At 51.0% G+C, this 12,706-nt stretch carries 12 protein-coding genes, 1 pseudogene and 1 riboswitch; of the genes and pseudogenes, 7 read left to right on the forward strand and 6 right to left on the reverse strand.

Annotated features, from left to right (window positions below):
- Positions 1-37: 37 nt before the first annotated feature.
- The 4 genes from rpoZ to G8764_RS23075 all read right to left on the reverse strand — a co-directional run bounded on the left by rpoZ (position 38) and on the right by G8764_RS23075 (position 2,480).
- Positions 38-295, reverse strand: coding sequence for a DNA-directed RNA polymerase subunit omega (rpoZ, locus tag G8764_RS16320; protein WP_166165729.1), 258 nt, complete (start codon positions 293-295; stop codon positions 38-40).
- Between the two features lie 196 nt (positions 296-491).
- Positions 492-1,106 carry a guanylate kinase gene (gmk, locus tag G8764_RS16325; RefSeq protein ID WP_166165730.1) on the reverse strand — a complete coding sequence of 205 codons (615 nt, stop codon included), beginning with the start codon at positions 1,104-1,106 and terminating at the stop codon, positions 492-494.
- 165 nt (positions 1,107-1,271) lie between these two features.
- The gene (locus tag G8764_RS16330) at positions 1,272-1,856 is read right to left on the reverse strand and encodes a DUF3429 domain-containing protein (RefSeq protein ID WP_166165731.1); all 585 of its coding nucleotides are present in this window, start codon (positions 1,854-1,856) and stop codon (positions 1,272-1,274) included.
- A 381-nt stretch (positions 1,857-2,237) separates the two neighbouring features.
- Positions 2,238-2,480: a helix-turn-helix domain-containing protein gene (locus tag G8764_RS23075; protein ID WP_166165732.1), complete on the reverse strand. Its 243-nt coding sequence runs from the start codon at positions 2,478-2,480 to the stop codon at positions 2,238-2,240.
- Positions 2,481-2,897: 417 nt separating this feature from the next.
- Positions 2,898-3,014, forward strand: a riboswitch (SAM-I-IV-variant riboswitch).
- A gap of 34 nt (positions 3,015-3,048) precedes the next feature.
- On the opposite strand from G8764_RS23075, the gene G8764_RS16340 reads away from it, so the two are divergent.
- From G8764_RS16340 to G8764_RS16365, 7 genes are all read left to right on the forward strand, one after another.
- Positions 3,049-3,570 (forward strand): hypothetical protein, encoded by a 522-nt coding sequence (locus tag G8764_RS16340; protein WP_166165733.1) that lies wholly within the window; start codon positions 3,049-3,051, stop codon positions 3,568-3,570.
- A gap of 297 nt (positions 3,571-3,867) precedes the next feature.
- Entirely contained in the window at positions 3,868-4,584 is a 717-nt protein-coding gene (locus tag G8764_RS16345) for a DUF3293 domain-containing protein (protein ID WP_166165734.1), read from the forward strand.
- A gap of 593 nt (positions 4,585-5,177) precedes the next feature.
- Positions 5,178-5,411, forward strand: coding sequence for a hypothetical protein (locus G8764_RS16350; protein ID WP_166165735.1), 234 nt, complete (start codon positions 5,178-5,180; stop codon positions 5,409-5,411).
- Between the two features lie 109 nt (positions 5,412-5,520).
- Positions 5,521-5,757 carry a BrxR family transcriptional regulator gene (locus G8764_RS23140; RefSeq protein ID WP_481859752.1) on the forward strand — a complete coding sequence of 79 codons (237 nt, stop codon included), beginning with the start codon at positions 5,521-5,523 and terminating at the stop codon, positions 5,755-5,757.
- Positions 5,751-6,344 (forward strand): SNF2-related protein, encoded by a 594-nt coding sequence (locus G8764_RS16355; protein ID WP_207951924.1) that lies wholly within the window; start codon positions 5,751-5,753, stop codon positions 6,342-6,344. The genes G8764_RS23140 and G8764_RS16355 overlap by 7 nt, the downstream gene beginning before the upstream one ends.
- Positions 6,345-6,363: 19 nt before the next feature.
- The gene (locus tag G8764_RS16360) at positions 6,364-6,564 is read left to right on the forward strand and encodes a hypothetical protein (RefSeq protein WP_243748841.1); all 201 of its coding nucleotides are present in this window, start codon (positions 6,364-6,366) and stop codon (positions 6,562-6,564) included.
- Positions 6,565-6,601: 37 nt separating this feature from the next.
- Positions 6,602-10,624 carry an NACHT domain-containing protein gene (locus G8764_RS16365; RefSeq protein WP_166165737.1) on the forward strand — a complete coding sequence of 1,341 codons (4,023 nt, stop codon included), beginning with the start codon at positions 6,602-6,604 and terminating at the stop codon, positions 10,622-10,624.
- A 207-nt stretch (positions 10,625-10,831) separates the two neighbouring features.
- On the opposite strand, the gene tnpC is transcribed toward G8764_RS16365, so the two are convergent.
- Together tnpC and tnpB are read right to left on the reverse strand one after the other, a co-directional pair.
- Positions 10,832-12,391: an IS66 family transposase gene (gene tnpC / locus G8764_RS16370; protein ID WP_166165738.1), complete on the reverse strand. Its 1,560-nt coding sequence runs from the start codon at positions 12,389-12,391 to the stop codon at positions 10,832-10,834.
- 23 nt (positions 12,392-12,414) lie between these two features.
- A pseudogene (gene tnpB / locus G8764_RS23080) lies at positions 12,415-12,579 on the reverse strand (IS66 family insertion sequence element accessory protein TnpB); the annotation flags it as partial.
- Between the last annotated feature and the right edge of the window lie 127 nt (positions 12,580-12,706).

Raw genomic sequence — 12,706 nt, forward strand, 5'->3', positions numbered from 1 at the left:
AAAAGCTGTGCCGGCCTGGAGCTGAAGGGCTGCCTGACTAGAGCTGCAGGGCTGAATCATCGATAACCAGCTCATCGAATTCCTCTGGTTCATCTTTCTGGGTCAGGATGCTGGCATCGATCAGGCCCTCTTCAATCTCCCGCAGGGCGATAACGGTGGGCTTGTCGTTCTCTTCACTGACCATGGGGTCTTTGCCACCTACGGCCAGCTGGCGCGCACGCTTGCTGCCCACCAGAACCAGTTCAAAGCGGTTGTCAACGTGATTGAGACAGTCTTCTACAGTAATACGAGCCATTTAATTTGCCTACCTGTTACGGGAAAAAGTACGGATAAAAAATTACGCATAAATATTTGCTGGTGTTGGTCACAAATACATTACAGCTAACTGCATTCCAGCCAACAACAACCATTGCCTGACGCGCGTGAAACAAACGCGGAAAAGCCCGTTAGTGTACGCAAAATAGACAGCGACGACAATAGCCAGTGATCAGTCAGGACAGCAGTTCGGCCAGCAGTTGCTCGTGCCTGGCCTGTTGGGTGGTGAGGGTCAGGCGCTGGCAGAGCAGTATCGACTGGAAATCCCGCAGGGCCCGGTCAAAGTCATCATTGATGACGATAAACTGGCTCTCCACGTAGTGCGACATTTCACTGATGGCCTCCTGCATGCGCGCCTCGATCACGGTGCTGTCGTCCTGGCCGCGGCCGGTGAGGCGCCGCTGCAGTTCGGCCCGCGACGGCGGCAGGATAAAAATACCCACTGTTTCCGGCAGCAGGCGCCGGACCTGCTGGGCGCCCTGCCAGTCGATCTCCAGAATAACGTCGGTGCCGCTGGCGAGGGTGTCTTTTACCCACTGGGTTGAGGTGCCGTAGAGATTGCCGAATACCTCGGCGTGCTCCAGAAAGGCGTTGTCGCCGATCATCTGCACGAAGCGCTCGCGCTCGGTAAAGTGGTAGTTGACCCCCTCTATCTCCCCTGGTCGCCGGGCCCGAGTGGTGTGGGACACCGATACCTTGACCTTGTCGGTGGTCTCTATCAAGGCCTTTACGAGACTGGTTTTGCCAGCGCCGGAAGGGGCGGAAACCGTGTATAAAATACCGCTACTCATGAAAAAATTACCTGGTTGCTGGATAAACGCCGGTAATGGACGTTTGCAAGATGGAAGTTGTAGCAGCGATTGTAGTCGAATTGACGCCGGTGTGCTCGGCTGCAGAGCTGCCCAGCGCCCCTTGCAGCGGAAGCAGCGCTGTATTTGGCGAGCCCGGATTCCGGTTTAGCCCGGCAGGAATACTGTGCCGGGAGAGTGTTCTGGCGCCGCAACCTGGACGTAGCTTGTGGGTGACAAGATGACCGGAGCGCGCTCCTCCTGGTGGAAGCCGCGGATACACAGGGCAACCACCAGGTGGCAGGCGATGACCACAAGGGTCAGGACAGTGCGCAGGCGCCGGTAGTCACGCCCGACCCCGGCTATGGCTGTGGGCCCTTGCAGCCGCGCCGCAGCGCGTGTTTCGGCCAGCCAGAGCAACAGGTAACCCAGCAGCAGGGCCAGGAGTGAGAGCAGGAAATAGTCAGTCAGCATGCTGGCCCAGGCGGTGAGGGCAAACAGGTTGCTGACTACCAGTTGTGAGCCCCCGGGCGCGCGGGCGCTGCTGTCCGAAGTCAGCACCTGGCCCCAGAGGGCGCCAGCCATGAAGCTGAGAATGATAGCGCTGTAGGTGAGAAATGCGGTGGTGAGGTACACGGTTACAGCGGTTGGCAGCGGGGCAACCAGCAGGCTCACCAGGAACCACAGCGCTATGGTGACAAAGGGTATGAGTCCGGCGTAGCCCAGGCGTTTGGCGGTGGTTAAGGTATCCATGGCGGATTATCGCTGCTGCAGACTATGAGTTTTACGCAAGGATTGGCGGCCTGGATCAGGGCTGCCTGCGCCTGATTGGGCGGGGGCCCCGAAAATTGCAGCTGTATTTTCGGGATTTAAACCACCCCTGGTTATCGATAATCTATTCGATGTTCTGGATCTGCTCGCGCATCAAAAACAATAAATCCATGTAAAACAGTAAGTTAAGATGCATTAGGTCGCGAAAATATAATCTGGTAACCGAATTGGTAACCGCTTCTGCTGTTTTTACCTGTTTATCACAAAAACCAACTGCAGGTAGATATCAATATTTTACGGAGAGAGCGGTATCTGTGAAAGTGGCAATCGTCAAGCCGGTGGGTCTGAGAGGTCGATAATGAGTTATTGCTCTGAATTTAATAATTCTCTGACGCTGCTGTTCAGAGCGATCGCCACTCGAACCAGTACTGCTAGAGAGGGATTGACTTTCCCTCTCTCCAGTTGCGAGACATAGGTGCGGTCAATTTCTGCAGCATCAGCCAGAGCTTCTTGAGACAGCCCAACGCGTTTTCTTGTCTCTTTTAGGCGGAGAGCAAGAATTCGTTGAGTCTCTAGAAGGCTTGGCTGGGGCATGCCGGCTAGCATCCAGCAGACGTGATTGACACTCCACGGAATATATTCTACATTTTGAATGTTTTGGTGGTTTCCAAAGGTGGCTTACATGGAAATGGTCCACAACTTTCTGGCGTATGTCGGCTATCTCACGCTAAGTACTTTACTGGCCTACCTGATGAGTCTTTGGAAAAGCCACGCGATTCCAGTAACTCGCTCTGAAATAATCAACTTTGCGTTCATGAACTGTCTCTTGTGTGGGTTAATGCCGCTCGGTTTTCTTCTGGTAAAGCGCGCTCCTCCCAAAGGAACCATGGAATACAGTCGTTATTGTGCCGGCAATTATTGGCTTTGGAGTAAATAACAACAATCTTGAGCTGGTTGGGGTTGGGGGTAATAGCAGTAAAAATACAAGATCGTTGACAGCGTAAGATTGTTGCCAGATCATGCAAACGTCATCTAGAGAGAGCGAGAGCTCCGCCAACCTGCTTCCCTGAGCAAGGTGGCATTCGTCAGAGAGGATATTCTGGCGAAGATGAGGCCGATCTGGCAACTAATCAGGATCCTGCCCTCGCTCCCTGTACTCACAAGGAGAGCACATTTGAAACATCCGACCCAAAACGTATCAATTGACGGGAATAGACCGTCTAAACCATTGCCTCCGGGGGTTTTCTTTACTGATAACCCTGAATACATAGCTGAGTTGTCTCCCGTAGCTGCGGTCATTAATCCTTTTAAAGCACCACCCTTACCGCTGATTAATCTGGAAGCAGCATCCTATTATCTATCCGCCTTGATGCGCCCGAAATTAGGAAAAGGGAAGTTTTCCCGAATTCGGCCATTGGCGGTACGTTATCTTTCGTTGAAATTGTTCCAGCAGCGATTGACGATCGAGGTAAATGTCCCCGGCAATCGAAATCTTGCTGTAAACCACTTGTTTCAGGCAATGGGAGAGCAACTGATGGTACACCTCAGTCTCGCGTTATCGTCTGGCAAGTCGATGGTCGTGCTGGTTGATGGATACCAATCGTTGGACCGATGGTTACAGGAGGGAGTAATGAATGTACCGCTGGAAATACCACTGGTTATATACAGAAAAATAACCAACTCACCAAAACATTAGTCAGGAGACTAAAAAATGCATCGACCAAACTCAAGAAACCCAGAAGACGTATGGGCTGCAATTTCCGGTGTGGACCAAAAGATTCGCGAATGCCTTCAAGTGTTCTGGCTATCTCTGCCCAAAGACAAGCGAAATCTGGGCAAGTTAGAAAAAAATGGAACCGCTTATCTGCCAGGGCCATGAGAGACTTCAGGGAGGACGCGGAAGCGATGGAAGTGCCTGATAACGACTTGTACTCAAGGTAATGGCCAATGCGATTGAGTATCGGCCTAATATTTGCTGATTAGGGGGAAGAGCGTGCCAGACTATAAAGACTCCTGGGATTACTATCTATCAGCAGAGTACATTCGTGAACAATTGAGACTTCAATCGGAGTATTCGGCCAGTCCGAATCCGGAGTCAATATATATCCCAACGCGCAACGACGTCTTTATGCACCCGACGATAAGGGCGGTGCAGGCTGACTATCTCTCCAGGTTCGATACGCCACCACACCCAAGCCGGGTTCAGCATGTAGTTGGAGCTATCCTTTCAGGAGCAATAAGTACATTCCTGAATGAACTGGAGCTCGCGGCCGAAGCTTTACCGGCCACTCTGTTATCAGCCTATCTGGCGACGGAATACAGAGTACTTGGTAATGAAGAGCCTTTTGTCTTACGAATTGGTGAGCAGTCTCCAGATTTGCTTGCACTTTTCGAGCAACAGCCGGTGAAGAGCGCCTGCTTCTTAACAGCGTGTAATTCTTATAGTGAGACTGTGTCTGCACAGCAAAACTCAGAACGCCAGTCTCAATTGCAAGCAGAGTTGGAGGAGTTAGGACCCCTGCTCTATCTGGGGGAAGGCGCAGATCCAAATGGCAAGTGGCCCGCAGAACCAAGCTTTCTGGTGGTGGGTATCAAATGTCACCAAGCTATGGTGCTTGCCGTCAGGTTTGAGCAGACTGCCATCGTGTGGATGGAATCAGATGCCGTGCCGAGGCTCTTGATCACCAAAGGGCTGTTGAGTGGAGCTTGAAGAGCCTCAGGATTTCTCGCTATAAGCACAACATGCAAGGAGGCGGATTGAAGACTACAGCCGAGCAAATAGCCATATTACTCGCGATTGGTGATGCAATCGAAAATGGGGCTGAGCCCACTGATGAATTACTTGCTTCGATAAGACGATATGACGATATAAATCGCCGGTGGAGGGATTTCTGGAATGAAATATGCGCACCTCTCACCGTCGACCAACTTGTCAGTTTGGTCAAAGGGCTCGTTTACGTTGAGACGTTCTTTCACTGGATCGGTGGTTCTGGCGCTAGTGGCATATGTGTGTATGAGCACCTGGTTGATCGCTGTGATTCGAGAGATCGATTGGACTGCGTGACGAGTTGGCTCATGGAACATAGGTGGAACCCATACATACCTTTTGGCACTACTGTTACCATGGGTGCCAGGACCTATAGTGGTTATACCAAGCTTAAGAGTACCCGTAGAGCTCGAATTTCTGCTAACATTACGACCCTTGTTCGGGAGGATGTGACAGCCGGAGAAGAGCGTAGCGCTCGCCGGGCGCGGCGTGCTCGGGCACATGCAGCGCGAGGTACGCCGGAACAATACTTGCTCATGGAGGAACTGGATAAGATGACACCGGCGGAGTGCCTAATTGCCATTTCAGAAAATGATCTTTATTCACCATCGTTTTATCCCAGTCGATATGCCCATGCGGGAGCCGATGAAGTGATCAGGCAACTTCCTGCCGAAACTCAACTACGACTTGCCAAATGGCTAAAAGGAAAACAAAGAAGCTCGTGGCGTAAATTCAAATCTCGGTTGCTGAGTAAAATTGGTACTCCGTAGGATAGAGAACCATGGCGGTTATAAGACACGTTTTGAGGCGTAATCCCGGCGGTACTACTGTATAGAGCTTAAGGTGTGAAATGATAGATACCAATAGGTGTGAATATGGGTGCAGGATCAACAACTAAAGATTTCAAAGCAAGCGGCACTTGCTGAGTATATGCTGCGGCGCTGGAATATCGACTGTACGCCTGATCATCGGCTAGATGGACCAGAACACCTTCTGTGGCTCAGTAATGTGAAAGAACTAGCCACTGGTAACGAGAGTTTGTTGAACAACCTAACTATCGCGCCTGGATTCGACGCCAGCGCACAGGGCAACGTAGGCAGAGGCATCGGATGCTAAAACTCGAAGAGATCAAAAAGGACGCTCAGGTTCGAGGCGTTGTACCTGAAAAGATTGTGAGTATCGTTCAGATCGAGCCGATTGGCGATAACGCACTGACCGTCTATTACAAAGATAGCCAAGGCAAGCTGGGCGAACAGATGCTGTTTCGCACTGATGAAGCCCGGCTGGAGTTGGCTCAAGGAGGCCGCCCTTGGGCATTCGATGCCGATGGCGAGGTTTTCAAACTCGACCTCGAAGCCTACCGCATCAGTCAGGCCTCGCTGTTCGATCCCATGATTGCGGTACACACCTCCAACGTTGAGCCTCTGCCGCATCAGATCCCCGCTGTTTACGAATATATGCTGCCCAAACTGCCGCTGCGCTATGTGCTGGCTGACGACCCCGGAGCTGGCAAGACCATCATGGCGGGCCTGCTGATCCGCGAGCTGCTGATGCGCGCCGATGCCCGACGCATCCTGATCGTCTCTCCCGGTTCGCTGACCGAGCAGTGGCAGGACGAATTGCTGGAGAAGTTTGGCGTTCAGTTCGAGATCTTCAGCCGAAGCGGCCGAGCTCAAAATCCCAGACCCAAAGCGCCTTGCTAGTGAGCGGGATTCAACGCAAGTGATCTACAACCTTTTCGGAGAGCCGACCTGGAGCAACTTCTACAAGCTGGGTGTGTTCAATCTAGATCAGCTCAAAGAGATTGTTGCCAAGAAACAGGCAGGCGAAGAGTACCACCAGCAGTGGCACAACGAGATCACCGCCATGCTGGAATATGCGGCCAAGTCATTCGACTTGGCGATACCTGAGTATTGGCGTTAGGCGCCGCTTAATCTGCCCACAGGAACTGCAGCCTCTTATGAGTTCGTCTTTTTACCTCCCTCGCACGCTGTCTAGTTACGACGAAACGTACACAGAAGCAGATCTATTGGGAACCTCGAATTTCATTGTCGTTTTGGCAGAGCCTGGCGGCGGTAAAACTGAACTCTTGCATAGCCTCGCTCAAGAGCTGGGCACATCAGTCGTTTCCGCAAACGTGTTCGGGCATGTGGGCGCAGACGAAGAGAACGTCCCGCTGGTTATCGACGCATTTGATGAGTTGGCCAAGGTCGATCAAACAGGGATTCATAAGCTGCTTGCTAATGCCAGAAAGGCAAAACCGACGTATGTCATTATATCGAGCCGGTCAAGTGAGTGGGGTAATAGCGATACAAATGCGTTTAATGACTTCCTAGGAGTCGAACCTGTGATCGTCAGGCTGTGCGAGTTTGACGAATCGGAGCAACGGGCAATCTTTGAGAATCATGCACACGGTGAGGACTTTTCCGAATTTCATGCTGAAGTTGCACGCTTTGATTTAGATGCTCTACTGCCGAACCCGCAGTTCCTGAAGCTTTTCGCTGACGCCTACATCGAAAGCGGAAGGCAATTCTCCGATAAGAGATCTATTTTTTCACAAGCAGTCGAGCGGTTAGCGAAAGAGGTAAACGCTGGAGTTGCCAGAGGAGTCGAGCCCCTTTCGACGAATCAAAAAGTCGATCTTTCTTCAGAAGTTTTCGCCAAACTACTGCTCTCTGGAGCGGAGGGCATCAGTGCAACAGAAGTTGCAGAAAGCAGAGTGCATCCATTACTGACGTCTTTGTTCTGCAAGGAAGTATCAGCCTATGGAATCTTGGCTACTCGGTTATTCAATCCGGACAACCATGCGGACCAGCATCGCCCAGTTCACAAGATCGTTGCTGAGTATTGTGCGGCGAACTACCTCACTAAGCGGATAGCAGCACCTGCAGATCCCCTTACGCTAGAGAAATGTTTGCCGATCATTGCTCCAAACTCAACAGTTAGAGATGAGCTTCGTGGACTTCTGGGCTGGATGGCCGCGCTTGGAAACAGGCCTATTGAGGAAAAGTTAATAAGGCTCGATCCATATGCGGTGCTCGCGAACGGAGATCCTTCCCAGCTGGAGAATTCATCGAAGCGACTACTGATAGATCAGCTTAAGGAAATTGAGTCTGAAGATCCTTATTTCCGAAGAGGAGACTTCTGGCGCAGGTTCAGTGTTGCAGGCTTTTTTACCCCGGAAGTGGTAGAGGTAGTCAGGCCTCTTTTAACGGTTGGAAGTAATGGGCACTTACGAGACCTTGTTTTTGAGCTTTTGGCGGGCTCTCCAGCTATCTGTCATTTTGAAAATGAGCTGCGTCACCTCCTATTGGCGACATCTGAGGATGAAAATACTCGTTCATTGGCAGCTTCGTGCTTGCTAGAAACGGCTAGTTACGAATGGGAATCTGATTTGGGTGACCTAATTTCAGAGGCAAGTCAAACGTCACTTAAAGTCGCGTCCGATATTATCAAGTCAGTAGGGCCAGAATCGTTAGGGCGATCATCTCTACCAGGCTTCTTCCGAGCTTGTTCGACCCTCTACCCAAACCACAAAGATAGGAGCGAGAACATTATCGGTGGGCGCTACTTCGTGAAGCGCCTAACTAAGGTATTGGACTTTGCGTCTGTCGAGCGGCTATTGGACGAGTTAACCGACGGACTGGCATGTAAATGTGGCAAGAAATACTACGAGTGTGATTGTAGAAATGGTATAAGCAAGGTCGTAGGTGCGATGCTTGACCGATACTTTGAGCTAGCAGTGCCCCCGTACGATGCGGATCGAGTTTGGCAATGGATTGGAAATCTAAATTTTCATGGGCTTAAATCTTCAGACGAGAGCCGGTCAGTCCATGTTCTTCAACATGACAATAGCTTACGACAGGGAATAATCGCTCGTGCGTTTGGAAACCTGACGGACAGTGACCAGATTTTCGAGTGTAAATTTGAGAAGTTCAATTGCCACGCCCACTCTGGCCTCTGTTTTCAGGCCAACGATTACAGGTTCATAGTTGATTTGGCGTTTGCGAACGGCAACATAGCTTTGTGGGCCAGTTTCATGGCTGGACATCAGATTTATAGGAATAGGAGTGATAGAGGACCTGATGACTTGCGTCGCCATATGAGAGGGCAAGCGTGTGAGAATCCCTTGTTTATGCGCGAGTGGGCCAAACAAAACCGTGCGTCTAAGCAACAGTTAAAGCACGACGATAGAAGGTGGCATGCTAGACACAACCGTGTGATGAAGCGTCGCACGAAGAAAGAAGCCGAGATTCGAGCCGCTAATATCAACTACGTTCATGAGAACCGAGAGTTTGTCGAGAATGGCCAACATTGGAGCTTGCTAATTCGCTTTGCTGATCTAGTTCTTATGGCTCCTGAAAAGATCGAGCAAGAATTTGGCGATGAAGCTCTCGTTAGGAACGCCCTTAGAAACTGTATTGATTTCATTGCACCACACGTACCCAGCTTAGCCGGGATTGCAGAACTAAAGTGCGATTCCAAGCGTCACCCTTCGACAAGGATATTATATGCGTCTTGTCTGGAGCGGATGCGAAGCCAAGGAAGCTTGGAAAGTATCGATCGCAGACTTCTGCAGGCGCTGCGAGCTGATATTCACGGGGGATACCAAGCCGTAACCGAAGAAGACAGTGATGCGCTAAAGACCGAGGTTGACCGTCTGATTTTTGGCGATGAGAAGAGTTCTGAAGTCTTTCTTCGGCAGTACGTTGAACCCCAACTCGCGGAACCAGCATGTAATCACCCTGATGTTTGGTTGCTAAGGAGCGATGATGCTTTTAGTCACTTAAGACCTAAGCTATCTATTGAGTGGCTTAGATGTTTCCCGAGGATGACTATTGGTGCGCTGGATAACCTCTTTGAAGTTGCTGCCCAATTTGGCGACCGTGAAGATCTAAAGAAGCTCATACTGGAACATTGTGTCGAGTTTATTTCTTGCTGCCCCTCCACAACGGGTAATGAAGACATCGAGCAGAGGCGATCATTCTGGTTCACACGTGCGTGGTATTTTTTACAAAACCCACCTAAAGCATGCTGGAACTGGCTGAAGGCTGATAAACATACTCTGCTAGTACTACACGGTCGATCAGGCCGGTTTAACAGGGACGATTATTGGCCTGATCTTACCTCAGACAGGGTGGAAGCCATTTTAGATGCCTTCATCAACCTGTGGCCAAAAGTCGAACTGCCAAGCCGTTGGGGTACTGGTAGCCCGGTAGCAGAAACTGCCTACCGATTTCTAACAGAAGTTGTCTGGTTTATTCGCTCAGATGATCCTGAACATGCGCTTCCGGTCATCGACAGGCTGCTTGCAGACCCGCGATACATCGACCTACACAATGACCTGAAGGCCATACGTACTTCTCAGATTAGGAAGAAAGCTCTCAGGGATTTTGAACCACCTACTCCTCAGGAGATTGTTGAGCAACTGGACCGTGATGAGGTAGTTACTGTTGAGGCCCTACGTCAGCTTGTGGTTCAAGAACTACATGATTTCCAGAGCGACATCTATGGTGGTGAGTTCAATTCTGCAGACCGATTCTATGAAAAAGGGGCGCGACTTGGTGAAGTTCGCTCTACCGAAATTATCGCTGAGCGCCTGAGCATACGGCTTGAGCCTCAAGGTATAACTGTGACACCGGAACACCAGTTGAAGAGCGCTAACCGAAGTGATTTCACAGTGTCCAAGATGATTGGCGGCAGTAGGCGGTTGCTCGTTACAGAGGTCAAAGGGCAATGGCATGAGGAGCTTTACACCGCCGCTTCTGCACAGCTTCATGAGCGCTACTCGATCCATCCGGACGCAGAGCAGCAGGGGGTATATCTCGTCATCTGGTTTGGTAGTGATGAAAAGGTTGCCGGGCGGAAGATGCACGGAATTTCCATTGCTACCGAGTTAAAAGCAAGCATCGAAAAAGATGTTCCGTCTGAGCTCAAAGGGTTGATCGATGTCTTCGTGCTAGATGTGTCAAGGCGCCACTAAAGAACCAGTGAGCACCACGAGTTCTTATCTCATCTCATACACGCCGTGAGCGAGAGGAGCAGAATCTATGCCCCTCTACACATCATCATGTCTAGCTATGTCGCAATATTTAGTTTCGCCAAAATCCTCAGCTTCTTCAAATATGACTTCATGTCTTGTTCTGATCGATTGTAAGCGCTCAGCAAAGCCCATCTGGAGCGCAACTCTTTAAACTGTTAGGGCCTCTGCAGAAACATTCCAAGGCAGTAAGGCCTCGATATTCTCAACGCCTTGCGCGAGCGGAAGCTCTTTAAAAACGTATCGTAGATAGTTGTAGGGCTCCAGCTTGTTGGCCCTTGCAGTTTCAATGAGAGAGTAAAGGTTGGCACTGGCTTTGGCGCCATTTACGCTGACAGAAAAGAGCCAGTTCTTGCGGCCAAGAACGAAGGGCCGTATCGCGTTTTCTGCAGGATTGTTGTCTATGTTCAGGCGGCCATCCTCTGTATAGACTGTCAGCTTCCGCCAGTTTTTGTCCAGGTAAGCCAATGCTTTACCCAGCACTCCTTTGGGTAATGTCGAGTGCAAGGTGTTATCAAGCCACTTTCGAATCTTGTCGAGTTGCGGCACGGATTCTTGCTGGCGAAGAGAGTAGCGATCAGCAGGGTTCAGGTCTCTTGCCCGTTTCTCGATGGCGTAGAGTTTGGCAATCATGGACAAGATCATGTTGGCTTTGCCGGTTTTTCCGGAGGTAACTTTTTGAGCCTCAACCAGTTTTCGCCGAGCGTGGGCCCAACACCCCAACTGAGTAATATTTGTTGCGGAGCACGCCAGATTGTAACCGGCGTAGTCGTCGGTTTGCACGTAACCACAGTAGTCCGCCAACAGCCCGGCAGCCACATCCCCGCGACGGCTGTCGGCATAGTGAAACAGGCGAACAGGCTGCGTAGGTGGTCCGCCGACCCGAACCCACATGTACGATTGGCTTTGCGCCCGTTTACCCTGTTCATTCAGGACCTGAACCGGGGTTTCATCGCAGTGCACGACCGGATAATCCCGCCATCGCTCGTCGAGTAAATTGATCAGGGGTTGAATCAGTTCACCTGACCGAATCATCCAGTTGGCCAGTGTGTTTCTGGGTATGTCGATGCCCTGACGCTGCAATATCGCCTCCTGGCGGTGCAATGGCAGGGCATCCTGATACTTGGATGTGACGATGTGCGCCAGCAAGCCGGGGCTGGCGTTGCTCTTGGGAATCGGTTGTGCTGGTAGTGGTGCTACGGCAACGCCACTTTCACACTTTTTGCAGGCGTATTTCTTGCGAACGTTGACCAGTACCTGGATGGTCGCTGGGATGATGTCCAGTTGTTCGCTGATTTCTTCACCAATGACCACGCGCTCACAGCCACACTCACAAGTCTTCTCGGTGTCGGGCAGATCATGCTCGATGCGAACCCTTGGCAGGTCGGCCGGCAGTGGCTTGCGTCCGGGCTTTTTCTTGCCCGTGGCAGTGTCAGCACACGCAGACTGAGCTTCCTGCTGGGCGAAGCCGTCCTCAGCGGCCACAGAGAGTTCAGCCTCGTTGAACAACTCGACCTGATCCGGGGACTTTTCGGAGCTTTTACCAAACAACCGCAGCTTCTGCAGGCGAAGAGCCTCCTCCATCACCTTGATGATGCGTTCTTGGTGGGAGATGGTTTGCTCTTTGCTGGCAAGGGCGCGGTCTCGCTCAGACAGAAGTTGTCTGAGTTCATCGTCGCTGAGATTGCTGTAGTTTTGTGCCGCGCCCATAGCGCGGATTATAACACCGCGGGTCAGGTGACTGAATCAAAAAACACCGCTTGATGAGGCCGATTGTTGAAAATGTCAAAACCATCAAGCAACCAGTTCAACTCCTGTCCCGTGAGGTGGAGTGTCTCTCCGGATTTCGGCCATTTGAAGCGTTGCTTCTCCAGTCGCTTGTACCAGACGATGAAGCCATTGCGTTCCCATTATGCACGATCGCAAATTATGCAAGTTATAAACTTCTCTAAGTTCTATATAGCCTATAATTCTAGATGTTTACGAACCGTTCGCTCGTTCGTCGTCGTACATAGTACAGAAGCC

Source organism: Pseudomaricurvus alcaniphilus (assembly GCF_011440395.1).
GTDB classification, from domain to species: Bacteria; Pseudomonadota; Gammaproteobacteria; order Pseudomonadales; family Cellvibrionaceae; genus Pseudomaricurvus; species Pseudomaricurvus alcaniphilus.